The organism is Chryseobacterium phosphatilyticum (genome assembly GCF_002899825.2).
GTDB lineage: Bacteria > Bacteroidota > Bacteroidia > Flavobacteriales > Weeksellaceae > Chryseobacterium > Chryseobacterium phosphatilyticum.
The window spans coordinates 133,516-159,974 of sequence record NZ_PPED02000001.1 but is presented as its reverse complement, the minus strand read 5'-3'; the positions used below and the strand labels follow the sequence as shown (position 1 = coordinate 159,974).

The 26,459-nt window shown below is 36.1% G+C and carries 28 protein-coding genes; 16 read left to right on the top strand and 12 right to left on the bottom strand.

Translation table 11 applies throughout. The annotated features are described in order from the left end of the window. Window positions 1-20 precede the first annotated feature (20 nt). The 4 genes from C1631_RS00745 to C1631_RS00730 all read left to right on the top strand — a co-directional run bounded on the left by C1631_RS00745 (window position 21) and on the right by C1631_RS00730 (window position 4,421). Entirely contained in the window at window positions 21-2,960 is a 2,940-nt protein-coding gene (locus tag C1631_RS00745; RefSeq protein ID WP_109709765.1) for a M16 family metallopeptidase, read from the top strand. A gap of 147 nt (window positions 2,961-3,107) precedes the next feature. After that, on the top strand, window positions 3,108-3,740 hold the full coding sequence (locus C1631_RS00740; protein WP_047098363.1) for a peroxiredoxin: 633 nt from the start codon (window positions 3,108-3,110) through the stop codon (window positions 3,738-3,740). A gap of 124 nt (window positions 3,741-3,864) precedes the next feature. Beyond that, on the top strand, window positions 3,865-4,173 hold the full coding sequence (locus C1631_RS00735; RefSeq protein ID WP_109709763.1) for a thioredoxin family protein: 309 nt from the start codon (window positions 3,865-3,867) through the stop codon (window positions 4,171-4,173). After that, window positions 4,173-4,421 carry a DUF6952 family protein gene (locus tag C1631_RS00730; protein ID WP_027375263.1) on the top strand — a complete coding sequence of 83 codons (249 nt, stop codon included), beginning with the start codon at window positions 4,173-4,175 and terminating at the stop codon, window positions 4,419-4,421. The genes C1631_RS00735 and C1631_RS00730 overlap by 1 nt, the downstream gene beginning before the upstream one ends. Before the next feature lie 432 nt (window positions 4,422-4,853). Here the strand turns inward: C1631_RS00730 and C1631_RS00725 are convergent, their stop codons facing one another. Genes C1631_RS00725 through C1631_RS00715 form a run of 3 tightly spaced genes read right to left on the bottom strand, consistent with a single transcriptional unit; the run spans window position 4,854 to window position 7,099 of the window. After that, window positions 4,854-5,543, bottom strand: a complete 690-nt coding sequence (locus C1631_RS00725; RefSeq protein ID WP_103249365.1) for a Bax inhibitor-1/YccA family protein — start codon at window positions 5,541-5,543, stop codon at window positions 4,854-4,856. Window positions 5,544-5,573: 30 nt separating this feature from the next. Further along, window positions 5,574-6,017 carry a peptidylprolyl isomerase gene (locus C1631_RS00720; RefSeq protein WP_228440940.1) on the bottom strand — a complete coding sequence of 148 codons (444 nt, stop codon included), beginning with the start codon at window positions 6,015-6,017 and terminating at the stop codon, window positions 5,574-5,576. A 47-nt stretch (window positions 6,018-6,064) separates the two neighbouring features. Next, a complete protein-coding gene (locus C1631_RS00715; protein ID WP_103249367.1) occupies window positions 6,065-7,099 on the bottom strand; it encodes an acyl-CoA reductase in 1,035 nt (344 codons plus the stop codon). Between the two features lie 59 nt (window positions 7,100-7,158). Here C1631_RS00715 and C1631_RS00710 point away from each other — a divergent pair, with 59 nt between their 5' ends. The 7 genes from C1631_RS00710 (at window position 7,159) to C1631_RS00680 (ending at window position 15,204) form a co-directional block, all read left to right on the top strand. Further along, window positions 7,159-7,509: a 4Fe-4S binding protein gene (locus tag C1631_RS00710; RefSeq protein WP_109709759.1), complete on the top strand. Its 351-nt coding sequence runs from the start codon at window positions 7,159-7,161 to the stop codon at window positions 7,507-7,509. A gap of 122 nt (window positions 7,510-7,631) precedes the next feature. Beyond that, window positions 7,632-8,696, top strand: coding sequence for a 3-phosphoserine/phosphohydroxythreonine transaminase (serC, locus tag C1631_RS00705; protein ID WP_109709758.1), 1,065 nt, complete (start codon window positions 7,632-7,634; stop codon window positions 8,694-8,696). Between the two features lie 112 nt (window positions 8,697-8,808). Next, a complete protein-coding gene (locus C1631_RS00700) occupies window positions 8,809-9,774 on the top strand; it encodes a D-2-hydroxyacid dehydrogenase (protein ID WP_109709756.1) in 966 nt (321 codons plus the stop codon). Window position 9,775: 1 nt separating this feature from the next. Next, complete coding sequence (locus C1631_RS00695; protein ID WP_109709754.1) at window positions 9,776-11,020, top strand: DUF1015 domain-containing protein; 1,245 nt, start codon at window positions 9,776-9,778, stop codon at window positions 11,018-11,020. Window positions 11,021-11,075: 55 nt separating this feature from the next. Then, entirely contained in the window at window positions 11,076-12,482 is a 1,407-nt protein-coding gene (locus C1631_RS00690) for a M28 family peptidase (protein ID WP_109709752.1), read from the top strand. Between the two features lie 2 nt (window positions 12,483-12,484). Continuing rightward, window positions 12,485-13,843 (top strand): M28 family peptidase, encoded by a 1,359-nt coding sequence (locus C1631_RS00685; RefSeq protein WP_109709751.1) that lies wholly within the window; start codon window positions 12,485-12,487, stop codon window positions 13,841-13,843. Between the two features lie 2 nt (window positions 13,844-13,845). Next, a complete protein-coding gene (locus tag C1631_RS00680; protein ID WP_109709749.1) occupies window positions 13,846-15,204 on the top strand; it encodes a M20/M25/M40 family metallo-hydrolase in 1,359 nt (452 codons plus the stop codon). 146 nt (window positions 15,205-15,350) lie between these two features. Here the strand turns inward: C1631_RS00680 and C1631_RS00675 are convergent, their stop codons facing one another. Beyond that, window positions 15,351-15,866, bottom strand: coding sequence for a hypothetical protein (locus C1631_RS00675; RefSeq protein ID WP_103249492.1), 516 nt, complete (start codon window positions 15,864-15,866; stop codon window positions 15,351-15,353). 629 nt (window positions 15,867-16,495) lie between these two features. On the opposite strand from C1631_RS00675, the gene C1631_RS00670 reads away from it, so the two are divergent. Next, on the top strand, window positions 16,496-16,741 hold the full coding sequence (locus C1631_RS00670) for a hypothetical protein (protein ID WP_123966544.1): 246 nt from the start codon (window positions 16,496-16,498) through the stop codon (window positions 16,739-16,741). A gap of 86 nt (window positions 16,742-16,827) precedes the next feature. Here the strand turns inward: C1631_RS00670 and C1631_RS00665 are convergent, their stop codons facing one another. The 5 genes from C1631_RS00665 to C1631_RS00645 form a co-directional block, all read right to left on the bottom strand. Continuing rightward, window positions 16,828-17,049, bottom strand: a complete 222-nt coding sequence (locus C1631_RS00665) for a hypothetical protein (RefSeq protein ID WP_103249493.1) — start codon at window positions 17,047-17,049, stop codon at window positions 16,828-16,830. 183 nt (window positions 17,050-17,232) lie between these two features. Then, window positions 17,233-17,820, bottom strand: a complete 588-nt coding sequence (locus tag C1631_RS00660) for a hypothetical protein (RefSeq protein WP_109709745.1) — start codon at window positions 17,818-17,820, stop codon at window positions 17,233-17,235. A gap of 71 nt (window positions 17,821-17,891) precedes the next feature. Continuing rightward, window positions 17,892-18,929, bottom strand: coding sequence for a peptidylprolyl isomerase (locus C1631_RS00655; RefSeq protein ID WP_228441088.1), 1,038 nt, complete (start codon window positions 18,927-18,929; stop codon window positions 17,892-17,894). 81 nt (window positions 18,930-19,010) lie between these two features. Further along, on the bottom strand, window positions 19,011-19,523 hold the full coding sequence (locus tag C1631_RS00650; protein ID WP_109711397.1) for an FKBP-type peptidyl-prolyl cis-trans isomerase: 513 nt from the start codon (window positions 19,521-19,523) through the stop codon (window positions 19,011-19,013). A gap of 196 nt (window positions 19,524-19,719) precedes the next feature. Next, window positions 19,720-20,790, bottom strand: coding sequence for a branched-chain amino acid aminotransferase (locus C1631_RS00645; RefSeq protein ID WP_109709743.1), 1,071 nt, complete (start codon window positions 20,788-20,790; stop codon window positions 19,720-19,722). Window positions 20,791-20,875: 85 nt separating this feature from the next. Between C1631_RS00645 and mnmC2 the strand changes: the two genes are divergently transcribed. After that, window positions 20,876-21,550, top strand: coding sequence for a tRNA (5-methylaminomethyl-2-thiouridine)(34)-methyltransferase MnmC2 (gene mnmC2, locus C1631_RS00640; RefSeq protein ID WP_109709742.1), 675 nt, complete (start codon window positions 20,876-20,878; stop codon window positions 21,548-21,550). 75 nt (window positions 21,551-21,625) lie between these two features. Beyond that, a complete protein-coding gene (locus C1631_RS00635) occupies window positions 21,626-22,042 on the top strand; it encodes an NUDIX hydrolase (RefSeq protein WP_109709740.1) in 417 nt (138 codons plus the stop codon). Window positions 22,043-22,068: 26 nt separating this feature from the next. Here the strand turns inward: C1631_RS00635 and C1631_RS00630 are convergent, their stop codons facing one another. Continuing rightward, the gene (locus C1631_RS00630) at window positions 22,069-22,773 is read right to left on the bottom strand and encodes a DUF4294 domain-containing protein (protein WP_109709738.1); all 705 of its coding nucleotides are present in this window, start codon (window positions 22,771-22,773) and stop codon (window positions 22,069-22,071) included. 51 nt (window positions 22,774-22,824) lie between these two features. Here C1631_RS00630 and chrP point away from each other — a divergent pair, with 51 nt between their 5' ends. Together chrP and rpe are read left to right on the top strand one after the other, a co-directional pair. Then, entirely contained in the window at window positions 22,825-23,898 is a 1,074-nt protein-coding gene (gene chrP, locus C1631_RS00625; protein ID WP_109709736.1) for a chryseobasin maturation metalloprotease ChrP, read from the top strand. Between the two features lie 80 nt (window positions 23,899-23,978). Then, entirely contained in the window at window positions 23,979-24,629 is a 651-nt protein-coding gene (rpe, locus tag C1631_RS00620; protein ID WP_103249392.1) for a ribulose-phosphate 3-epimerase, read from the top strand. 205 nt (window positions 24,630-24,834) lie between these two features. Here rpe and chrI read toward each other — a convergent pair whose 3' ends face one another. Together chrI and chrH are read right to left on the bottom strand one after the other, a co-directional pair. Further along, window positions 24,835-25,320: a chryseobasin maturation helper ChrI gene (gene chrI, locus C1631_RS00615; RefSeq protein ID WP_228440937.1), complete on the bottom strand. Its 486-nt coding sequence runs from the start codon at window positions 25,318-25,320 to the stop codon at window positions 24,835-24,837. 41 nt (window positions 25,321-25,361) lie between these two features. After that, window positions 25,362-26,459 carry an MNIO family chryseobactin maturase gene (gene chrH, locus C1631_RS00610; RefSeq protein ID WP_109709735.1) on the bottom strand — a complete coding sequence of 366 codons (1,098 nt, stop codon included), beginning with the start codon at window positions 26,457-26,459 and terminating at the stop codon, window positions 25,362-25,364.

Here is a 26,459-nt window from a genome sequence, read left to right as displayed (position 1 = left end):
CTAAATAAAACACAACAGCAATGAATCTGTTAAAAAAACTAACAATTGCCACCAGCATTGCCGCTGCAAGTTTCGCAGGATATGCTTATGGACAAGATTTCCAATGGAAAGAAGCTACTTCGAATGGCTACAAATACAAATACGTAACCAGTGACCCTACTTCTGCAAGGTATTACACGTTGAAAAACGGACTTACCGTTATTCTGAGCCCCACTAACAAAGATCCAAGGATACAAACGTATATTGCCACAAAAGCAGGAAGCAAAACGGATCCCGCAGATCATACCGGGCTTGCCCATTATCTGGAACATATGCTTTTCAAAGGAACCAATCAGTTTGGTTCTAAAGACTGGGCAAAAGAGAAACCTCTTCTGGACCAGATTGACGCTCTTTATGAGAAGTACAACCAGACCAGGGATGAAGCCAAAAGAAAAGAGATTTACAAGGAAATTGACAGAGTTTCCGGAGAGGCAGCTAAATATGCGATCGCTAACGAATATGACAAAATGATGGCCGGAATGGGAGCTGACGGCACCAATGCCTTCACCTCTTTTGAGCAAACAGTGTACACAGAAGATGTTCCTGCCAACGTGATTGATAAATTTCTGGCTGTACAGGCAGAAAGATTCAGAGAACCCGTGCTTAGACTTTTTCACACTGAGCTTGAAGCGGTATATGAAGAAAAAAACAGATCGTTGGATGATGACGGAGACAAAGTTTTCGATACCATGTTTGCCAATCTTTTCCCTAACAACAATTATGGGAAACAGACAACCATCGGAACTATTGAACATTTGAAAAATCCTTCTCTGCACGCCATCAGAGAATATTATAACAATTATTACGTTCCCAACAACATGGGGATTATCATGTCCGGAGATTTCAATCCTGATGAAGTCATTGCAAAAATTGACAAGGCTTTCTCTTATATGAAACCTAAAGCGATTCCGGAATATAAAGTTGGACAGGAAAAACCAATTACAACACCTGTTATAAAAGAAGTTGTAGGGCCGAATCCTGAAAATGTGATGCTTGGCTTCAGATTTCCGGGAGCTTCTACCAAAGATGCCAGATTATTGAATCTTGTAGGAAATATGCTTACCAACGGACAAGCAGGATTGATCGACCTTGATCTGGTAAAAAAACAAAAACTCTTAGGGGCTTATGCAGGCTCATACGCCTTGAAAGATTACTCCGTTCTACTTTTACAGGGGAAACCTACAGAAGGACAATCTCTGGATGAAGTAAAAAGTCTTCTCCTTCAGGAAATTGACAAATTAAGAAAAGGGGAATTTTCTGATGATCTTATCCAATCTATCGTAAATAATGAAAAGAAGAGTATTATTCAGAAGGATGAAAAATATTCTTCCAGGGCAAGTATTTTAATGGATGAATTTACTTCAGACATTGATCATAAAGTGACCCTGGAATACGTTGATGAAATCTCGAAGCTTACTAAAAAAGACATCATGGATTTCGCCACTAAATATCTTCAAAACAACAATTATGTTGCTGTTTACAAAAAGAAGGGAGAAGACAAGAGTATCGTAAAAGTAGACAAACCTACCATTACCCCGGTTTCAGTAAACAGAGAGGATCAATCTCCTTTCCTTAAAAAGATTGATGAGATGCCGGAAAATGCTATTTCTCCGGTATGGCTCAATTACAATAAAGATATTGCCAAAAACAAATTAGGCGAAGTAGAAGTTCTTTCGGTAAAAAATACTGACAATGCCCTGTTCAGAATGTACTATCATTTTGATTCCGGAAAATGGAACAACAAAATTCTTCCGCTGGCAGCAGAATATCTTCAATATTTAGGGACAAAAAGTAAATCTTCAGAGGCGATCAGTAAAGAATTTTACAAACTGGCTTCAAGCTTTAATGTAAGTGCCGGGAATGAGGAAACCTATGTAACCCTCGAAGGTTTAAATGAAAATTTTGATAAAACAATCTCCTTATTTGAAGATCTCATCAAAAACTGCCAGGCAGATCAGACAGCATTGGACGCCTATAAAGTTCGATTGAAGAAAGCCAGAGCCAACGCAAAACAAAACAAGGGAACCATTATGGCTGGCCTTAGAAGCTATGCTCAGTATGGTGCGCAAAATCCATTCAACAATGTATTGAGTGATGCCGAACTGGATGCATTAAAAGCTGAAGACCTCGTCAATGTTCTTCACGACTTATTCAATTTTAAACATAAAGTGTTATACTACGGTCCAAAATCAGGAGGTGAAACTGTGGCATCATTGAAACCTGTTCACACACTTCCTGCATCCCTGAAAGACCTTCCTAAAACAAAGACTTTCACACAAATCCCAACCGATAAAAACAAAGTCCTGTTTGCACACTATGATATGGTGCAGGCAGAAGTATTCTGGGTAAGAAACTCTGATCAGTATAATGCTTCTACTACCCCTACAGTCAGTTTATTCAATAATTATTTTGGAGGTGGCATGGGATCCATTGTGTTCCAGACCATCAGAGAATCCAAAGCACTGGCCTACTCTACTTATTCTTATTTTGCCCTTCCCAACAAGAAGGCAGACAAAGATATGGTCATGGCATATGTAGGAACTCAGGCAGATAAATTCAATGAGTCTACCACTGCAATGAATGAACTGTTAACGACTCTTCCGAAATCTGAGCAGCTGTTTGAAACCGCCAAGAGCGGATTGAAAAAATCAATTGCTTCTGAAAGAATTACACAGGACGGTATTATCTTTTCTTATTTAAAATCTCAAAGACTTGGAAACGATTTTGATATGAGAAAAAATGTCTATGAACAGGCTCCCAAACTGTCTTTTACGGACATCAATGCTTTTCATGATAAAGAAATGAAAAACAAGAATTACACCTACTGCCTTGTCGCGTCACAAGATAAAGTAAATGAAGCCGATATGCAAAAATTAGGCGAGCTTAAAAAGCTCAACCTGACCGAAGTATTTGGTTATTAAAATAAACAAAAAAGCCCTGAATTCAGGGCTTTTTATTTAACTCTCAATCAAAAACAATTATAGATTTTATTTATCAAAATTCATTTGTTTGATAGATAAATCTTTTCTATATTTGCATCAGAAATTTAAATATAAAAACAGAAAATTATGTCTTTAGTAGGAAAAAAATTCCCCAATTTAACAATCGACGCAATGTCTGAGATGGGTGACGATTTAAGAATCAACATCCTTGATGAAGCAGTAAACAACCAGCAAAAAGTTCTTTTATTCTGGTATCCAAAAGATTTCACATTTGTTTGTCCTACTGAGCTTCACGCTTTTCAGGAGGCTTTAGGTGAATTCGAAAAAAGAAACACCAAAGTAATCGGTGCATCTTGTGATACTAACGAAGTACACTTCGCTTGGTTGAACACGCCAAAAGACAACGGAGGTATCGAAGGAGTTACTTACCCACTTTTAGCCGATACTCACAGACAATTAGCAAATACTTTAGGAATCGTAGATCAGGATTTCGAATACAACGAAGAAGGAGAAGAAGTTTTCACAGGTTCTAATGTAACCTACAGAGCAACTTACCTTATCGACGAAACAGGAAAAATCTTCCACGAAGCAGTAAATGATATGCCACTAGGAAGAAATGTAAAAGAATTCTTAAGATTGATCGATGCTTATACACACGTTCAAAAACATGGTGAAGTATGTCCTGCAAACTGGGAAGAAGGAAAAGATGCAATGAAAGCAGACAGAACTTCTACAGCTGAATACTTAGCTAAGAACTAATATAATGTGTTAATTTGAAAATGAGATAATTTGAAAATTAATCTCCGGATGATCTGAAATTATCTCATTTTCTTCTTGATAAACATTGGCACATTTCAAATTAACAAATTTTCAAATTACAATCATGTACACAGAATTAACCGAAGATACATTACAGAATATTGTAAGTGACAACGAAAAAGTAGTTGTTCAATACGGAGCAACATGGTGCGGAAACTGCCGGATCATGAAGCCAAAATTCAAAAAATTAGCATCTGAAAATGATGAAATTCCGTTTTTATATGTGGATGCTGAAAAACTTCCTGAAAGCAGAAAATTAGCAAAAGTGGACAATTTACCTACTTTCGCCATCTTTAAAAATGGTGAGTTGGTCAACCAGGTTCAGTCTAATCAGGCAGAAAGTTTAATTAACCTTTTTAACGAATTATCATAATGAAATTACCCGTAATCAGACAGTTTTATCAAAATCAGACTCCTGAAAATCTTGAAAAAACCCTGGAAGTTCTGGAGAGTTTCAGTGAATTCAGAGGAACAAGTGAGGAAGATCTAAATGTAGCAGGAGAACTGATCACGAATATTTGCGGCGCTTTAGAAGTTCACGCTAACGTACAAAACGGAATGAGCGAAAAGGATGCTTTAAATTCTTTTGCACAAAAGGTATTGGGATCTATTGACAAGTAATACGTTCTAAACCGTAGAGAAGTTAAAGCTTCTTTAAAAGCCTTTAAAACACAAAATACCAGAGGTTTTCCTCATTACTATACTTTTTCTTATTCTTTTATTAATCACTCATACTTCAAAAAGCTGTACCGCAAGATGAAGAGGTTCGATGTATGATCAAAAATAAAGAATACCCTAGTAAAATCCTAATAATTTGTTATTGGGATTTTTTGATTTACTTCTAAAAACACTCTTAAAACTAATATCTTAACATTAATTTTCTTCCAATAATTTATTCATCAGAAAACATACACAATCATCAGTGCATAAAGATAATACAGGTGAAGCACTTGCTGTATTCTTTGTGAAATTATGTATGATATTTGTATTCACAAAAGAAATCCCGATGATATTTTCACCGGGACTGTTTATTTGAAAAGATAAATTTATCTTTTAGTTTCTTCTGCTCATCAATATGCTCAGGATATACCAGAACAAAAGCATAATAGATGCAAAAAGCTGCAATGCTGCCCCCACATACTGTTCTGTTCCAAAAGAATCTTTTAATTTACTTGTCTGATACAAAATAGTAGCTGAAGCCAGGATAACCATTCCTACAGAGAACCACAGTCCAAGGTTAAACCCAAAGATCATTCCGGCAACAATTAACCCGAGTGAAATAAATCCACCGATTACAATAATATTTCTTAAAAAAGAAAAATCTCTTTTAGAGGTAAAAGCCACTGCAGAAATACCTGCAAACATTGCAATAGTTAAAGTAGCAGCCTGGAAAATCACATTTCCTCCGCCTGTTATATTCACAGCGATATAAAGCAATGGCATAAAGATTACCGCTTCCAGAAGAATGTAAAATCCTAAACCAAGATACTGTGTTGATTTACTTTGTGAAAGTGACCATTTGGAAGCCAAAACAGAGGCTAACCAAAAAACACCAATAATCAATAACCAGATATATCTCTGACCAAACATCATGGCAATAACTTTGGGAGGAACTATATTTAGTAAAATAGTTTCAACTCCTATAAACGCAAGAATTGACAAAGCAACATGTAGATACGTTTTCTTGTAAAAATTCGCTTTCTCCACATCCGAAGAATGAGCGACTAAAACATCTGTCATCATAGTTAATATTTTTTATTAATCGAAAAAAATTTATTTATCTTTCTTGGCCGGTAATACTCCGAGAATTTTACCATCCTCTTCAAATACAGCTGTAATAACTTCTTTCGAAGAATTTTCCCCTGCATATTTATATCGGATACTAGGATGATTAATACCATCCATTGTTTTATAATATCCTGCTTTTAAAACCTCAAGCCTTTTATTGACATCAATACCAGCCTTTACCTTTTTAAGTACATCATCTGTTACAATCTCCTTTACTTTAGGAGAAAGTAATCCATCAATTGTCTTGCGATCTGAAGCTTTCAGTGCAACGACAAATGCCTGGAAATTATCATCATATAGATCTACTTTTTCCTTACTGATAGTAGCGGGTTGTTCTTTTTGTTGTTTATCAACTTGCAAACCCACCACTTTCTGTGCAAACATCAATTGCCCTCCGGCAATAGCGAGCCCTAAAAATAATTTTTTCATGTTATCCATTTTGTTATTAGTAAAATAAGTGATGGAAGATACGAAAATCAGACCAGTTCCAAAAACTTCATAGTATCCACGTTATCTGCATAGGTATCAAGTCCGGGATTTTGTGCTTCTCCAAAAGAAATAGAATCCGGAAGCAATTGATCCTTAGCTACAATACACTGTATATTTTCTTCATTTTCAGCAATGAAATTTTTAACGTCATCCATCGACTCATATCTGCTGAAATTAATCACAGAAAGCGGGCTGAACAACTTGTCATCTTCCTTCAGCATCACAAAATTATTATCCCAGAATTTATCCTGATTCAAAAGATAAACAGCCCTGTTGTAATCGTAATTATTGGCATACTTATTATGATTGATAATATCCTGGAATGACAGGAAGTTTTCAAATAGCCTGTCGATTACAAAATCCTGAGGAATAAAAATTCGGGTCACATTTCTGCAGCCTAATCCAAAATACTGAAAAATATCTTTCGCCAAAAGTTGAAGATCTTCATTAGTTTCATCACCTTTTAAAACCGCTACTGAAGTTCTGTTCTTACGGATAATATGCAAGTGATTTTTGAAATAATATTCCAGATACCTTGCCGTATTGTTGCTTCCTGTCGCAATCACAGCATCAAAGTTATCCAGTTTTTCTACAAATTCAAATGCTACATTGTCATCAGAAAGCTCTTTCCATTTTCTTAACAGAAAGGGAATCAGATATCTATCTTTTGAAGACAGTTTAATGACCGGAATATGATTCCCTAATACCACAGAAACCACGTCATGAAACCCTACCAGCGGAATATTGCCGGCCAGAATCAATCCTACTCTCTTGGAAATCTTGGAGATAGAATAATTTTGAAGCCAGTTTCTGATCTTTTCTTCAGTCAACAGATCTGCCCATTGTTTTAAGGCAAATTTCTGATTATCAACTGTAAACCACGGATTCTCTATTTCAGATTTCTTTAATAATAATTCAATATTAACATCATCTTCATTCTGATCCTCTATTTTCTTAGCTAAAAAAGCGTTTATATAATCGCTTAACTTAATAAGTCCTAAAACTTGATTTTCGGTATTCATAATTACTTTAAAATTGGGGAATATTTTGTAATTTTGTGCAAATTTAAAAAAAATTAGCGATGGCTATTAAAATAACTGATGAATGCATTAACTGTGGGGCTTGTGAACCTGAATGCCCAAATAATGCAATATATGAAGGAGCCGTAGATTGGAAAGCTTCAGAAGGTACCAGTCTTCAAGGTACAGTAACACTTCCTTCAGGACTTACTGTTGATGCTGATTCATCGCAGGAGCCGGTAAGTGATGATGTATATTTCATTGTAACCGATAAATGTACAGAGTGTAAAGGATTCCACGAAGAGCCACAATGTGCAGCTGTATGTCCTGTAGACTGTTGTGTTCCGGATGAGGATCATGTAGAATCAGAAGAAGCTTTACTAAACAAAAAAGCATTCTTACACGGCGAATAAAAATACACCGTCTCATGCTTTGTGAGGCGGCTTTTTTTAACCAATAGCTTAATAACTTTAAGAAAAAACAAAATATAAACTGAAAGAATTCAAAAATTCTACAGTAACCAAAAAATAAAAATATGAACAAAAAGCACAACTTCAGCGCAGGACCATGTATTTTACCACAAGAAGTATTCGAAAAATCAGCACAGGCCATTCTGGATTTCAATGGTATTGGCTTATCGCTTCTTGAAATTTCTCATAGAAGTAAGGATTTCGTTGCTGTAATGGACGAAGCACGTGCGATTGTAAAAAGACTGATGAATCTAGGAGATGAATATGAAGTGATTTATCTGGGAGGTGGTGCCAGTCTGCAATTTGCGATGGTTCCTTACAACCTGATGAAAGTAGGCGGAAAAGCAGCTTACCTCGATACAGGTACATGGGCAGCCGGAGCCATTAAAGAAGCAAAAAAAGTAGGAACAGTAGATGTAGTAGGATCTTCAAAAGAAGAAAACTATTCTTTCATTCCTAAAAATTATACCGTTGGTGCAGAATATGATTATTTCCATTGTACGTCCAACAATACGATCTATGGAACTCAGATGAAATCTTTCCCTGAAGTAGACACATTGATGGTTTGTGATATGAGTTCTGATATTTTCTCCAGACAGCTGGATTTCTCCAAATTTGATTTGATCTATGCCGGAGCTCAAAAAAACATGGGGCCCGCAGGAGTAACATTAGTAGTTATCAAAAAAGAGATTTTGGGTAAAACTGGAAGAGAAAACATGTTCTCAATATTGGATTATTCTCAGCATATTGCCAAAGAATCAATGTATAATACCCCACCTGTATTTCCGGTATATGCATCTTTACTGACTCTTCAAAACCTTGAAAACAACGGAGGTATTGCAGCAGCAGAACAAAGAAATGAAGCTAAAGCCAAGCTTTTGTATGATGAGATCGACAGCAATCCTCTATTCGAGACGTTCTGTGTAAAAGAAGATCGCTCTCTGATGAATGTTTCTTTCAACATTACAGATGAAAGCAAGAAAGAAGAGTTCGACAACGCATGGAAGGCTGCAGGGATTAGTGGATTAAACGGACACAGAAGCCTTGGAGGATACAGAGCCAGCCTATACAACGCTTTACCGATTGAAAGCGTACAGGTTTTAGTAGATGTAATGAAGTCGATAAAATAACTTATATTAGGCGACCGAAAAATAAAAAGATATCAGACAAAAGATATCAGATAACAAACATGAAAGTTTTACTTCTGACATCTTACCTCTAAGATCTATAATAAAATAACACATGAAAGTTTTAGCAAACGATGGAATTTCAAAATCAGGAGAACAGGCTTTAAAAGAAGCCGGAATTAACATCCTGGACAATAGAGTGGCTCAAGATCACGTTATTAATTTTATCAACGATAATAATGTGGATGTTCTTCTTGTAAGAAGTGCAACAAAAGTGAGACAAGATCTGATTGATGCCTGCCCCAACCTTAAAATCATTGGAAGAGGCGGTATCGGAATGGATAATATTGATGTTGAATATGCAAAAAGCAAAGGAATTAAGGTAATCAATACCCCTACAGCATCTTCAAAATCAGTTGCCGAGCTGGTGTTCGGGCATTTTATTTCATTGGCGAGATTTCTTCATGAATCCAACAGATTAATGCCTTTGGAGGGTGACACCCACTTCAACGCCATGAAAAAATCATTCAGCAATGCATATGAACTTTCAGGAAAAACATTAGGAGTAATCGGCTTTGGAAGTATTGGCCAGGAAGTCGCAAAAATAGGAATAGCGCTGGGAATGAAAGTAAAAGTTCTGACTAAAAACCCCAAAACGAAAGTTCTTACCCTGAACTTTTTTGACGGACAGTCAGTTAATTTTGAAATCACTTCTACCAATGACATGGAAGCATTCCTTAAAGATGCGGATTTCATCAGTATCAATACTCCAAAAACAAATGAGTATATTATAGATACCCCTCAGTTTGAAAAAATGAAAGATGGAGTCTATATTGCAAATACAGCAAGAGGCGGAGTCATTAATGAAGTAACATTGATTGATTTCATTGAGTCAGGAAAAGTGGCTGGAGCAGCTTTGGACGTTTTTGAAAACGAACCGGCCCCGGAACTGCCTCTATTGATGAACCCAGCATTGTCTCTTTCTCCCCATGTAGGAGGAAATACAGTGGATGCGCAAGAGAAAATCGGTATCGAACTTGCAGAACAAATTATTAAGCTACAAAAAGAAACTATAAGATAATATGCCTGTTTTTAAACCTTTCCGTGGAATAAGACCTCATAGAGATATTGAGAGTACCTTCCCTACCCATCCACTGGATAATTTTACCCAGGAAGAGATCACTGAGAAGGCTCAAGTCGAAAATACTTACATCAACATGATTAAGCCATACGTTGTGAGTAAATCAAAAGATATTGACCGGAACTTACGAAAGATCCGATCTACATTTGAAGAACTTCTGGACGATAAAAAACTGGTCCAGGACAATTCCGCCTACTATCTTTATGAGCAGATCTATCCCAATAAACAGGTTTTCAGAGGACTTCTTGGTTTAGCAAGTATTGAAGATTTCTGGAACGGAAAAATAAAAAGGCACGAAAGTACCATTCCCCAGAAAAAGGAAAATCTGGCTCATTACCTTGAAAAAGTTAACTTACAGGCAGAACCCGTATTGCTTACTTACCCTGCCAATTCAAAGATTGAATTGCTGATGAACCATGAGGAAAAAAATGTTCCTATCTTTAATCACACAGATTCTATCGGCATCAGACACAAAATATGGAGAATAGACAATCGTCTGAAATTACAACAATTTAAAGAAGTAATCGATCAGATCGATTCATTTTACATTGCAGATGGTCACCATAGAATAGGATCTACAGCACTGAATGCAAAACGCCAAAAAGACAAAAACAAAAGACATAACGGTACGGAGCTTTATAACTTTGTATACAGTTTTATTGTTTCCAACCAATCGATTAAAATTCATGATTACAACAGGATTTTGCATGATCTGAACGGTCTTTCCAATGAGCAGTTCCTGAAAGAACTTGATCACTATTTCCTGATCCACGAAAAAGGAGAAATTCCTTATTATCCATCTCAGAAATTCCACATGTCAATGTACATGGATGGTAAATTTTACTCACTTCATGTAAAACATGATCTCCGTTCCAAAGAAATGTCTCTGGATAACCTGGATCACCATCTTTTAGACAAATATATTTTTAAAGATATTTTAAAAATTGAAGATCCGGATAGTTCCGAGCAGATCTCCTATGTAAAAGGAACCTCTAACCTTAACGGGATTAATCTTTTAAAGGAAAAGATTGACAGCGGTGAAGGCAAAGTGGGATTTGGAATTTATCCTGTAAGTTTCAACGACATGATTAAAATTTCAGACTTAAAATTAAGCATGCCTCCAAAATGTACATTTATTGAACCAAAATTGATTACAGCTCTGTTAATGTACGATATGAAACCTTAATAATTTCCTATTTTTTCCCTACTTTTATCATCGGAAAAAGAAAGGTAAATAAAAAATGAAAAAGATATTCATTATACTTCCACTCTTTTTGAGTGGATTTTTATTTTCTCAAAAAAAGCCTCAGAAAAAAACTGCCGGTAAATCATCGATTCCTGTCAAATTAAATTACCACAAAGAATTCGAAAAGATCTCAGACGAGATCATGACCAATGGCAAAGCTTATGATAACCTTGGAGAGCTCACAAAAGGGATCGGATCCCGTTTCAGTGCAACTCCAGGCTATGCAAAAGCAGTAGAATGGGCAGAAAAAAAGTTCAAAGAAATCGATATTAATATGATCTGGAGGCAGGAAGCTAAAGCTCCGGTCTGGATCAGAGGAAAAGAATCTTTACAAATAAAAGCTGGAAATGGAGACTGGAAAAATATCAGAATGCTCTCCTTCGGAAACTCTGAAGGAACAGGCGGAAAAGATCTGACAGGTGAAATTGTTTTGATTAATTCTACTTCAGATCTTAATGCAATGTCAATAGGACAGTTAAAAGACAAAATAGTTTTTGTAAATGTTCCTATGGATCCGAAAATCATTAACACAAGTGATTCTTATTTGCAAACTGCAAAATCAAAATTAATTTCCGCCTCTGTAATTGCTAAAACAGGTGCAAAAGCGCTCATTATCCGATCATTAACAACAGCCAATGATGATGTTCCACATGCCAAAATGATTTACTACGAACCAGATGATAAAGTTAAGATCCCTGCTTTATCAATAGGAGTAAGGTCAGCAGACGAATTAGAAAAGATCCTAAAGAAGCAAAAAGTCACTGCCAAAATCAACATGACTGCCGAATCAAAAGGCGACACGACAAATCCAAATATTATCGCAGAAATTCAGGGTAAAAAAGATTCTAAAGTGATCGTCTTAGGTGCTCAGCTTGATTCGTGGGATATTGGTGAAGGTGCCATTGATGACGGAACAGGGGTTGTCCAGTGTATTGAAGTGTTAAGAGCATTCAAGGCACTTGGATATGAAAATAATCATACCATCAGGGTGGTCTTATACGCAAACAGCGAAAACGGAGGACAAGGCCGCGAGATGTACGCCGCTTATGTGAAAAAAAGAGATGAAAAACATGTATTTGCCTTAGGTACTGATGCCGGGGGATATTCTCCACGAGGATTTTCTCTGGATATGTCCCCTCAAAGAAGAAGATTGATTTATCCATGGAAAGAATATTTTCTTCCTTACGGAGTTTATGATTTCGACCAAACAGATGCAATTCAGGATATTTCACCTTTAAAAAAACTGGATATTCCCTTAGCAGAGCTTGTTGTGGATACACAAAGGTATTTTGATTACCACCACTCCGAACAAGATACATTCGATAAAGTAAATAAAAGAGAACTTCTGTTAGGAGCTGTAGCGATGACCCAATTAATTTTTATGATTGATAAAAACTGGTAACTATGAAAAAGATATTTGGAACTTCCCTATTACTTGCGGGAATGACAGTTCTGGCTCAGACCAAAGAAGACTCCATACAATTTAACAGAATTTCAACAGAAATCCTGAATAACGGAAAAGGATATAGTGAGCTAAAAGAGCTTACAAAAAATATTGGCAATCGCTTAAGTGGATCGGAAGCGTATGAAAAATCCGTTCAATGGGCAGAACAAAAGCTTCGTGACGCGGGAGCTGATAAAGTATGGCTGCAGGAAGTGATGATCCCGGTTTGGGTACGGGGGAGAGAATCTTTACACATCAGGACTTCCAAAGGAAGCTGGAAAAACATAAAAATGCTTTCTCTGGGAAATTCTGAAGGGACGGGCGGAAAAGATATTTCAGGCGAAATTATCATGGTTAAATCCCTCGACGAATATGAAAAACTTCCTACAGAAAAAGTAAAAGACAAAATAGTATTCTTTAATTATCCTTTTAATCAGGAACATGTACAGACTTTTATTGCATACAGAGAAGCAGGAGCTTATAGACGTACCGCAGCATCATTAACGGCTAAAAAAGGAGGAAAATTTGCTATTATCCGTTCTCTTTCCTCAGCATTTGATGACGTACCTCACACAGGTAATATGCGTTATCAAGAAAATAGTGCTAAAGTCCCGGCGATAACCATTGGAAACACATCTGCAGACGAACTTGAAACGTTATTACAACAACAAAAGATTATCGCAAAGCTTAATTCTAATTGCGGAATGAAAGGAGAAAAACTCTCCCACTCCGTAATTGGTGAGATCACAGGTAAGAAAGATCAGGAAGTTATTGTTGTGGGAGGTCATCTCGATTCCTGGGATGTAGGCGAAGGTGCCCATGATGACGGAGCAGGAATCGTTCAAAGTATTGAAGTACTGAGAACGTTTAAAAAACTGGGGATACAGAATAATCATACCATCAGAGCAGTTTGCTTTGCCAACGAAGAAAATGGAACAAAAGGAGGCAAGCAATATGGCAAAACAGCCAAAGAAAATAGTGAAAAACATCTCTTTGCAATAGAATCTGATGCAGGAGGATTTTCGCCACGAGGAATTTCTCTGGAAATGGATGATATCAAAAGAAACCAGATCAAAAGCTGGGGAAAACTGTTTCTGCCTTATGGTGTGTATAATTTTGAAGGAAAGTACTCCGGGTCAGACATCGCTCCTCTCCATGAAATGGGGGTGCCTGCAGCTGAACTGGTACCGGATCCTCAACGTTATTTTGATATTCACCACACCGCAGAAGATACTTTTGAAAAAGTCAACCGAAGAGAATTATTACTGGGTTCTGCGGTGATGACACAACTTATTTATATGATTGATAAAAATTGGTAACAATGAAAAAGATATTAGGAACTTCCTTACTACTTATTGGAATGGCAGCATTTGGCCAGGCCAAAGAAGATTCTATCCAGTTCAAAAAGATCTCTACAGAGATTTTGAATAATGGAAAGGGATATAACGAATTACGTGAGCTTACAAAAAACATCGGGCATCGCCTGAGCGGATCCGAAGCTTACGAAAAATCTGTAAAATGGGCAGAACAGAAACTTCGTGACGCCGGAGCTGATAAAGTATGGCTGCAGGAAGTCATGATCCCCGTTTGGGAGAGAGGCAAAGAATCCTTACACATCAGGACATCCAACGGAAGCTGGAAAAATCTCAAAATGCTTTCTTTAGGAAACTCTGAAGGGACAGCCGGAAAAGATGTTTCAGGAGAAATTATCATGGTAAAATCCATGGAAGAGTACAATCAACTTCCGGCAGAAAAAGTAAAAGATAAAATTCTATTTTTCAACTATGCCTTCAACCAGTCCTTCATAGAAACGTTCAAAGGGTATGGTGACGCTGCAAAGTACAGAACGACAGCAGCTTCTTTAACGGCTAAAAAAGGAGGAAAGTTTGCCATTATACGCTCACTATCCTCAGCATTTGATGACGTTCCGCATACGGGTGCAATGCGTTATGAAGAGAAGGTTTCTAAAATACCGGCTGTAGCCATCGGAAGCACTACCGCTGATGAGCTAGAGGCTTTATTAAAAAATCAGAAGATCACTGCTAAGCTCAATTCCAACTGCGGAATGAAAGGAGAAAAACTCTCCCACTCTGTTATTGGTGAAATTACAGGCAAAAAGGATCAGAGCGTCATTGTAGTCGGAGGCCATCTTGATTCCTGGGATGTGGGCGAAGGTGCCCATGATGACGGGGCAGGAATTGTTCAAAGTATTGAAGTACTGAGAACCTTTAAAAAACTGGGTATACAAAATAACCACACCATAAGAGTTGTTTGTTTTGCCAATGAAGAAAACGGTGTAAAGGGTGGAATTCAATATGGCAAAACCGTAAAAGAAAAGAACGAAAAACACCTTTTTGCTATAGAAACAGACGCAGGAGGCTTTGCACCTAGAGGAATTGCCCTGGATATGGATGATTCCAAAAGAAAACAAATTCAAAGCTGGTCAAATCTGTTTCTTCCTTATGGAGTTTATAATTTTGAAGAAAGGTTTTCAGGAACAGATCTGTACCCCCTCCACGATATGGGAATTCCTGCCGCTGAATTGATGCCGGATTCTCAACGTTATTTTGATATTCATCATACGGAAGAAGATACATTTGATAAGGTAAACCGAAGAGAACTTTTACTGGGAGCGACGGCGTTGACACAGATTATTTATATGATTGATAAAAATTGGTAATAATATAAGAGCAGTAGCTTACATCCATTAGGAGTCCATATAAGTCCCGATAAAACGGGATTTTTATGGACTCTTTTTAAAATACTGACATTACTGATCGTACAAGTTTCGTCAGGATAATTTTGAACTCAACCTTATATCCTATTTTATTTTTTTCCTTTCACCTTATGTTGATATAAAAACGTTTTAAACAAGAAGTTTTTCCATCGGTGATGAATTCCCTTCCCCGATTCCCGGTTCACATCAAACTTCCCTCCTTCCCATGCATAAACCGGCAATGACAACTTAGAATGAAACATAGGTGGATTGTCTTTAACTAAAGCAAAATAATCAGCATCAAAGTTGGACTTTCTGTAAAATTGAATCTCTACAATAGTTTCTTTTTTAAATGATCTGAAAATATATAAATTAACATCATAGAGATCATAATATTCCGGAAGTAGTATTGATACTGCAGCATCTAAATCAAACAGTTCTTTTGAACTATTAATTCTTTGTCTGCACTTCATATGTTCACTATAATTATCTCCTTTAAACTCATTAAAGTCAGATACAATATAATGAATAGTACCGGAAATCGAATTCCAACAATGTATTTTGGCCAACTTTAAGAGACCTTCGACAGAAGACCAGATTCGTATTTTTAAATCATTATGTTCCATATCCTTTACTACGTCATAAAGTTAAATTTATGGGATACTTACTTCAAAATCTTTGTGATGAACAATTCTATATTTTATTAATTTTTTCCTTTTAAAAATACAATTTATCATTCTTTTTTCTTTGTTTAAGGAAATAATATGTTTATCAAACTAAAAAACAAATACTTACACCCGCCAAAAACAAAGTGTTAATCGCTAAATTGTCACTTTGGCATGATATTAGCATGTAATTTAGCGAGAAAAAATTATAAAAAAGCACTAAGGATGAGAAAAAAGGTTTTCTGTGGATTTTCAGTTTTCCACTGATTCAAAGTTCATATTGATGTATATGAATCCTTTTTTTTCTACGATGCCGTAAAAGATACGGGAACGTGATTAATTGACCTTTGGTCGATTTTTCACAGCATTTATATGCTCCGTATCTGACTGGTATCATCAACCCTCGGATCATGTAGTAATGATTCAGAAAACTATTTTTTATTCCGGATTTTAATCCGGTATAATGCTATTGAATAAACGGCAGAGTGATCACGAACCTTAGCCAAGTAAAAGAATATGCCATTCTTTTTACCGTGATACATGCGCTGATTTATCATATAAATTAATGTATAACCCTTAAAATGTTAGTAATGATGAGAGCCTTTTTTGAAATGATTTTTAAGAGAAATGAAGATGCTGCAAAAATGCATATCTGGAGCCTGTTGATGGTGTTGAGTTTTGCTGCCTTTTCAGTGTTGATATACATCTCAAAACCAAGCTTTAACAGCTTAATAATATATCTGACCGCATTTGCCGCTTATATCGGCTTTGGTCTTGTATTCATCAGTTCCCTTGCCGGAACAAGTATGAAGAAGGGATCCGGCAGAAACGTATAACTTTTAATCTTTCTTTTACTGAAAAACCGCCCTTTTGGGGGCGGTTTTTTTGATAATAAAATAATTATTATCGCATCGTACAAAATCTATTCTTTAAACATATCTTTCATGATTTTATCAAGCAGCTTTTCGGTCTGCTCTTCAATCATCTTCTCAGACTTTTGAACTAATTCTATCCTGAAAGGATCACAACAGGCCTTTATTCCAAATCCTTCATCTGTTTTCACAAATTCAGGATGCAAATCGTGTTCTTTACATATTTCCGATTCAATTTCCTGCTTTATTAAAGTATAATCCAGATCAAACATATCTTATATTTTATTTATCGGTGATTTGTAAAGATATAAGTAATTGGCCTTTACAGAAATCCGTATTTCTACGGTATTTTTATAGGAACAAAAAAACCACTTAAAAAGTGGTTTTCATATCGTATTTATGTCGCCTGAAAAATCACGAAACAGTCTATTTATAGTAATCATCAATGTCTGACCTTACAATTTCTCCATGATTTTTTTTGGTAAAATATTGATCAACTCGCGGCTATACTCTTTTTCAATTATCAAAAACTTCCAGTCCTCCTGATCTTTTGAAACCGCACATGCTTTCATATTGGCTTTGATGAAATAATAATCTCCGTCACTGAAATAAACCACCTTATCCTTACCGTATCGTGACATCAATAGATCACTCATTTTTTGTTTTACCGATTCTTCATCCTGAATTACTTTCCAATCAACTTTAAATTTCATACTAAAAGAATAATCAGCTACTGAAAAATATTCACCATTTATGAGCTCAGGTTTTTCAACATGATCCACTGTAAAATCCTGAATATCTGTAATAAATGCCGGATTATTATAAGATAGAGTCAAAACCTTAAACATTTGCTCCCGGGTTATAGCATGGATGTATTTAGGATACACAAAATTTACTGCGTTCTCAATATTCTTTTCTTTTATATTTTTGAAAAAAGAGGTAAAATCTCTTTTTATACCCACTTCATCATTCACTTTCTTCGTCTGACCAAAGGATAAAACTGAAAAAAGAGAAATTATACTTACGATTAATTTTATTTTCATCTGCAATCATTAAAATCATTCACAAAAAAACCACCCCATTGCGGGGCGGTTCATATCTTAATAAGAGGTAATTATTTTACTTTTACAAGTTCTACATCAAAGATTAACCAGGAGTTTGGTGGGATCACTCCTCCTGCACCTCTTTCTCCGTAAGCCATTGCCGGCGGGATCAATAAAGTAGCAGTTTCACCTTCTTTTAATAAAAGGATACCTTCATCCCATCCTTTGATTACTCTTCCCATCCCGATTGGAATTTCGATAGGCTCATTTCTCTTGAATGAAGAATCAAACTCAGTCCCATCTACTAATTTCCCTGCATAGTGTACAGAAACGTTATCACCAGCTTTTGGAGCTTTACCATCAGCTGTTTTTGTAATTTTATAGTAAAGACCTGATTCAGTTTTCTGCATTCCGGCCTTTAAGTTTTCAACTAATTTTTCCTGGTTTGCTTTGAATTCTTCTTCTTTTTTCTTCTTTTCAGCTTCTTCTTTAGCGATAAAAGCTTTATTATTTTCTGCGATTTTAGCTTTTCCTTCGTTGAAAGTTTTAGCAGCATCGTAGTTCTTATACTCGTCACCTTTACCGAAAACAGAAACTTTTTCGAGAACGATATCTGTTTTAGGTTTGTCCTGAGCTCCTTTTTCAACATTAGCAATAACGTCGATTACCTCAGTTCCTTTTACCACTTTTCCGAAGATGGTGTGTCTTCCGTCCAACCAAGGGGTAGCAACTTCAGTAATGAAAAACTGAGAACCATTTGTATTAGGTCCTGAATTCGCCATAGAAAGAATTCCTTTTCCTGTATGCTTAAGGTCATTTCTTTCATCTTCAAATTTATATCCCGGATCTCCCATTCCTGTTCCTTGCGGATCACCTCCCTGGATCATGAAATCTTTGATTACTCTGTGGAAAATAGTTCCGTCATAGTAAGGAACTCCCTTAGCCTTAGCTTTATTATCGATTTTCCCTTCTGCAAGACCGATAAAGTTGGCTACAGTTACTGGTGCTTTCTTGTCTTCAAGTTTAACAATCATGTTACCTTTAGTGGTTTGAAGATTGGCATAAAGTCCGTCATTAAGACCTTCGTAAGTTTCTTTGTCTACGTTCATTTTTTTATAAATTGGGGTACAACTCATCAGCGAAACACTTGCCGCTGCCAGAATTATATTCTTGTTAAACAATTTCATTTGTTATAATGCTTTTAATTTTATGATTAATGGGATATCGTTATCTATTTTTTTTTCATCTCCAAAAGTTCCATAGGCTAAAGAAGATGGGACTAAAAGTGTTACTTCCTCTCCATCATGTATAAAACGCAAGGCATTCTCTACTGCTTTCAGTTCATCAAAGTGTCCAAATTTGGCTTCCCTTCTTTCAATCGACTGATCATAAATTTTGGTTTGATCAAAATCATACAAATCGTACGAATAAGAGATCAGACTGTTATCAGCTCTTCTTTCTCTCTGATCATACCCTTCCACTGTTACCCAGTAATTAAGTTGTGTAGGATAATATTTCACAGACTGGCCGTTGATCCAATCCTGGATTTGTCCTCTTTCTATAATGTTTAGATTTTTCATCCTATTTCTGGAAACATCCAGATCCTTTTGACTTAAAACCCCACCTACAGGAGGATGAGCCGTCTGTGCATTCCTGTTGCAACCCAACAGACTTATGATTGATATGAAGATTAGTTTTTTCATTAACATTTGCGAAAATACACATTTCAAGAATCAATTACAAAACTTGATGAAGAAATGTATGATTGTATCTATGTATTATTGCATCTAAAAATAAATCTTCAGAATTACCTGCCTGCAATAAAACCCATCACTCATTTTGATCTCAATGCAAAAAGCCGGGAATACCCGGCTTTTTTTATCGTTTATCAATGTACTATTATACTGTTTCAAGTGCGTGATCCACAGACACTCTCCATCCGAATGGATCTTCAGAAAGATTGTTTTGAAGATCAACCAAATCTTTCTTAAGAATTGCAGCATAGCTTTCTTCAGCAGATAATCTTGGAAGCTCCAATTTCACGCCTTCATATCCTAAAGCCTGGAATTCAGTAGTTACAACTGCAGTACCTACTCCCCAAACTTCTTTAAGGCTACCATCCTTTAAAGCCTCAATGACTGTTTTTACAGCAACAGGCTCTATCTTCACTTCAATTCCTCTTCTCTTAGCCAATTGGATGAAACTGTCTCTTGTTACCCCATCAAGGATTTTCTCAGAAGTCGGAGGTGTATAAATTGTATCGTTAATTCTAACAAATACATTCATTGTACCACTTTCTTCAAAGTATTCGTGAGTAGCATCATCGGTCCAGATAATTTGCTCATAGCCTTCTTCAATAGCCAACTGTGTTGGATAGAAAGAAGCAGCATAGTTACCGGCTGCTTTTGCAGAACCTACTCCTCCGTTTGCGGCTCTTGAATAGTGATCAGAGATTTTTACAGAAACAGGTTCTGCGTAATAGCTCTTCGCCGGAGTAGCCACGATAGCAAACATATATTTATTAGCAACTCTTGCTTTCAAAGCTTCCTCTGTAGCAAAAATTAATGGTCTGATATATAATGACATTCCTTCACCTTGAGGGATCCAGTCTCTGTCGATATCTACTAATGCTTTTAATCCATCTAAAAACATTTCCTCAGTTACCTCAGGCATTGCAAGACGCTTTGCTGATTTGTTGATACGTTCAAAATTCTTTTCAGGCCTGAAAAGGAAAACCTGCCCGTCTTTGTCTTTATAGGCTTTCATACCTTCGAAACAAGCTTGCCCATAGTTTACTCCCATCATAGCAGGTGTAAATGGAATCGGACCGTAAGGAACTAATTTTACATCTCCCCATTTTCCATCTTCATACTCACAAATGATCATATGATCAATGAAAGTACTACCAAATGAAAAATTGTTTGGGTCGAATGTAGAAATTCTGGAGTTTTCAGTTTTTTGAATTATCATTTTTTAAAATTTTTACGATGTTCTACAAATTTAACATAATTTTCTAAATATAAAAATTTTAGAGTAAATTTGACAAAAAAATAGCTTGAAAAGAGAAATTAAGACCACAAACGACGGGAGTAAAACATTGTTTATCAATGATTTAAATGAAAACTATCATTCTCATCACGGAGCCCTACAGGAAGCTGAACACGTGTTTATCAAAAATGGACTAAATCTGGTTAATGATTACGAAATTAATATTTTAGAACTCGGATTTGGAACAGGTTTGAATGTTTTGGTGACAATTAATGAATATTTAAAAACTGACAAAAATCATGTCATCAATTATTTTTCACTCGAAAAATACCCCATAAATGAATCCGAAATTAACGACCTGGCATATTTTGAACTTTTTGATAACCCAGAGTTCAAAAATATTTATCAGAAAATTCATCTGGCAGATTGGGAAAAACCAGTTGAAATCATTAGTGGTTTTAACTTAAAAAAGATAGAATGTGACTTTTTCGACCTAAAAGACATTGATTTGCCCAAAATTAATCTTGTTTACTTCGACTGTTTTGGAGCGAGAGTACAACCGGATCTTTGGGAAAAACCACTATTTGAGCTGGTTTCTGACAAAATGGCCATTAATGGATTGTTAACAACATATTCCTCGAAAGGAAGTGTAAGAAGAATTCTTCAGGAGCTTGCTTTTAATGTAGAAAAGAAACAGGGACCTCCGGGGAAAAGGGAAATGATCAATGCCGTGAAATTGTAACTTACCACTATTCCCTCCTTTTTGCTTCAGTAAAATTCCTTACCTTAGCTTTACAAAATATTATACCTTATATATATGATAGACAAGATCAACATTAGAGTGTATGCTTGTGCGGTAAAAGATAAAAAAGTTTTAACGTTATTTGAGGAATATGCCGGTGAACCTTTAGTGAAATTTCCGGGTGGCGGATTAGAATATGGTGAAGGAGTACTGGAATGTTTACATCGTGAATTTGATGAAGAGCTTAATGTAAAGATAGATATTGTAGAACATTTTTACACTCAGGAAAAATTTCTGGTTTCCCGATTCAGAGAAAATGAGCAGCTTCTTACCATCTATTATATTGTCAATATTGTAAATGAAGAAGATTTTCTTATTCTGGATCCATGCATCGAAAAAACAGAGTGGATGGAGATCAACAGACCGGATAATCCTTTCCCCCTTCCTATAGACAAAATCGTATTCGATAAATTAAAAGAAAAATACCTGTAAAACTTTTTACAGGTATTTTTATTCTATTATTTTTTAACTTTAAAATCATTTGCCCCGGGATAAGGCTGTAGATATCCTGAATTCCAATTGGATTGAAGCAATGACTCTATAAATTCATCCGTTCTGTTTTTGTGAGGATCATACTGTTCTTTCAGATCAATATCTGCCATCTTGCCCTTTACATTCCACCAGAAAGCACTCCACCCGCCTCTCAGCTCTTTAATAATCTCATATACATTTTTGCTGGTAGCTCTATTCATTAGCTTTGCAAAAACCTGTCCTTCGGTAGTTGTAAGATCTCTTAATTGTTTTTCATATTGGTCAGCCAGCATATTTTGTCTTTCTCTGACAAATTTTCTTTTCGCTTTACTGTCCATATCGTTCATATCTTTTTGGATATCTCTGTATTGTTGCAACGCTGTTACAAACAATGGATAGACCCTGTATAATTTCTTGTTGAGAAAATAATAGTAATTCTTATCCAGCTGATTATTAAATCTAGGTTTATTAACCAAAACCAGTTCATCCAATACGACTACAGGCTCACCATTGACTTCATATACCTTGACCTTTTGCCTTTCATCATAATAATATTTATTACCAAATTCATCTACTTTTAATGATTCAGGCGGATATTGATTAAGTGGTTTTGCCTCCACGGTATCTTTCTGACCAAAAACGCTGACCCCAAAAAAGAAAATAAAAAGGCAGATAATCTTACTAAAATTCATTATTTTTACACTTATAAGAACAAAAATTGAACGCAAAAATCATTCCTTTTTATGAAATTTGAAAAGAAATCTTTGAAATTTTTAGAAAAATATTTAAATACTTCGTCTCCAACAGGTTATGAACATAAAGGTCAGGAAGTCTGGATGGACTATATCAGACCCTATGTTGACAAAATAGAAGTCGATCATTATGGAACATGCTACGGTATAATCAATCCCGAAGCTGAATTTAAGGTAGTAATTGAAGCTCATGCAGATGAAATCTCCTGGTACGTCAATTATATTACAGATGACGGATTGATCTATGTAATCAGAAACGGAGGTTCAGATCAGACTATTGCACCATCAAAAGTCGTTCACATTCATGGAGAAAACGGTATTATAAAAGGAGTATTCGGATGGCCGGCTATTCACACAAGAAGCAACCAGAATGAACCTACTCCAAAAATTGAAAATATTTTCATCGACTGTGGGGCTACTTCCAAAAAAGAAGTGGAAGAAATGGGGATCTACGTAGGGTGCATGATTACCTACCCTGATGAATTCTTTGAAATGAACGACAGATATTTTGTCTGCAGAGCTCTGGACAATAGGATCGGCGGTTTCATGATTGCTGAAGTGGCAAGACTTCTAAAGGAAAATAAAAAATCTATTCCATTCGGGCTTTATATTACCAATTCTGTACAGGAAGAAGTTGGTCTATACGGAGCCGATATGATTGCAGATACCATCAAACCTAATATTGCCATTGTTACCGATGTTACCCATGACACCACAACTCCAATGATTGAAAAGAAGAAAGAAGGAGATCAGAAATGTGGTGCCGGACCGGTAGTATTCTTTGCTCCGAGCGTTCATCATACTATCAGAGAGCTTATCATTGATACAGCAAAAGCAAAAAAAATACCTTACCAAAGAGCAGCGGCAAGCAGAGCTACAGGAACTGATACAGACGCTTTCGCTCATTCAAATGGCGGAGTACCAAGTGCTTTAATTTCCTTACCTTTGCGTTATATGCATACAACAGTAGAAATGGTTTCTAAAGAAGACGTAGGAAATGTCATTAAACTTATTTATGAAACTATTCTGAAGATCAAACCGGAAATGAAGCTGAAGTATCATTAAAGACCTTAGATATTAGACATTCTAAATCTGATATCTGATTTCTACTATCTGAAATCTAAGTAAAAGTATAAAAAGTAAAAATGAAAACGAAGCTTATTGCTCCATCCCTTTTATCGGCAGACTTTGGGAATCTGCAAAGAGATATTGAAATGTTGAACAACTCTCAGGCCGACTGGTTCCATATTGATGTAATGGACGGCAGATTTGTTCCTAATATTTCATTTGGTTTTCCAGTGATGAAAACAGTTCAGCAACATGCTAAAAAATTTGTAGACGTTCACCTGATGATCGTTGAGCCAGAAAAATATGTTGACGAATTCATCAATCACGGTGCAGATCTTATTTCAGTACATTATGAGGCATGTACCCATCTTCACAGAACCATCCATCATATTCAGAGTAAAGGAGTGAAAGCAGGTGTTGTTTTAAATCCATCTACACCGGTTTTAATGCTTGAAGACATTATTGCTGATGTAGATTTAGTATTATTAATGAGTGTAAATCCGGGATTCGGAGGCCAGAAGTTCATTGAAAACACATATAAAAAGATCGCTGAAACCAAAGATCTTATTGTGAGCAATAACTCTACTGCATTAATTGAAATAGACGGAGGAGTAAATCTTGATAATGCTTCGAAGCTTTTTGAAGCCGGAGCGGATGTTCTTGTTGCCGGAAATGCAGTATTTTCTGCAGACAGCCCGGAAAGAACAATTGAGCTTTTAAAAATTTAAATTATCTTCAATAATATATCAAGAAAAAGGCAGCTCTGTTGGGGCTGCCTTTTTCTCATTGAGATTGAGTTTTCCTGGTTATTATTTTCAATATAATGTTTAAATTCTTGTTCATTAACAACACAAAGATCCGAATAAAACAGATCATTTCAATCCGTAGAAATACGTAATTTACAGATAAGTATTTCCACTTACATTTCGAATTTTATACTTCTTTATTCCAAAGACACGCACAAATAACCAAAGCAATACTGATCACAGAAAAAACAGTTCTTATATTATTCAGAAAGTTCCATCTGTTTTCAAAATTATCACGCATTTGCTTAAGAGCTTCGGCCGAAGAGCCTGGAATATCAAACTTATCAAGTATATCATTCATCGGAACATTCCCCCCAACAGTGACTCCAAAAACACCGGTCAAATAAGTTAATGTCGCCACTAAAAGAAAAATAAAAGCCGGTTGTTGCCCCCGAAATACAAAGGCAGATACCGGAAGAAGGAGAGCTGTCCCCATAAAACTCATAAAGAAAAGAGGATTAAGAATTTCTCTGTTGATATTCTGCATTGCTTTGAGATACTCAGCATCAGAGAGCTTTCCCAACCCAAGGACGACAGAACATGAATAAGCGTAGAACAAACCCGCGACCAGAGCCGTAAGTACTGCTGTAACAATTAGTAATAGAGTTGCCATTTTCATATAATTCGATTTGTGATTATTAGTATATATCCATCTTAATATGGATTCCATTTTTTAATGATATTCTGAGCTGTCCGTATCATTTCAGGCTCCCAGTTAACCGTATTAAAATAATGAAACTTTTCATTTTTTAAAGCATCTACTGCTGTATTGTCAAATAGTATTTTTGTAAGCCTTGATTGTTCTTCATAAAACATTACATCTTCAACAGGAGTCTTTGAAAGATTATATTCTTTTTTCGTCCAGGAATCTTTCTGTCTTTCATTCCAAACTGAAGAGTCGATCATCGCTTTCACCCGCGTAAAGTCATCCAGAAACTTCTTTTTTTCATCTGCTGTTCTTATTGTGCTACCAAGCCTTTCAATAATAACATATTCTAAATTTTTACAATGCGACAATACAAAGGGCAGAATAGAAAATATATCTTCCGGAATGGCATGATCATGAGTATCTCTTCGAATCATTTTCCTTCCATATACACTCTCCTCCCAGCTCCCTCCTGAAAGGTGAATTTCCTTCACTTTATCTAGCGGATACAGGTCAATAATTTCCTGCATCCCTATCTCAAAATTACAAGCCTGGCAATAGATATTATGAAGATCAAGAATCAAAAATCCATCTACATCTTTTATTAATTGCTGAAGAAATACTCCCTGCTCTCTAACATCATCCAAACAGAACGAAAATGCCAGATTTTCTATTCCAACAGGTAAATTTATTACATTCTGGAGTCTTTGGAGCCTATCCTGTCCGATTTGCAAGGTTTTTGGGTGTAAAGAAACAGGCAACGGGACCCCTTGATGAAAATTTTCAGTATTCATAAACCCAAAGTGTTCTGTAATATGATTATACTTTCGTTTACAAATTTCCTCTTTCAATTTTTCAAGCCATATTTCCTGCCTTTCAGTCCATTTTGCATCAAATAATGAATAATAGACCCCATGTCCTATCAAACGATTATTTTCAGCATAAAAATTTAACAGGCTATCCAGCCAATCCGGTTCTTTCGCATTAAAAAAAGTATCAAATGACCATTCCAACACATCCACCAGATTGTTTTGTAACAAGGGCAGAACAGCAGAAAGAAATTCTGCTTCCCCCATCATGGATATTCCTAATAGTGGTTTCTCCAT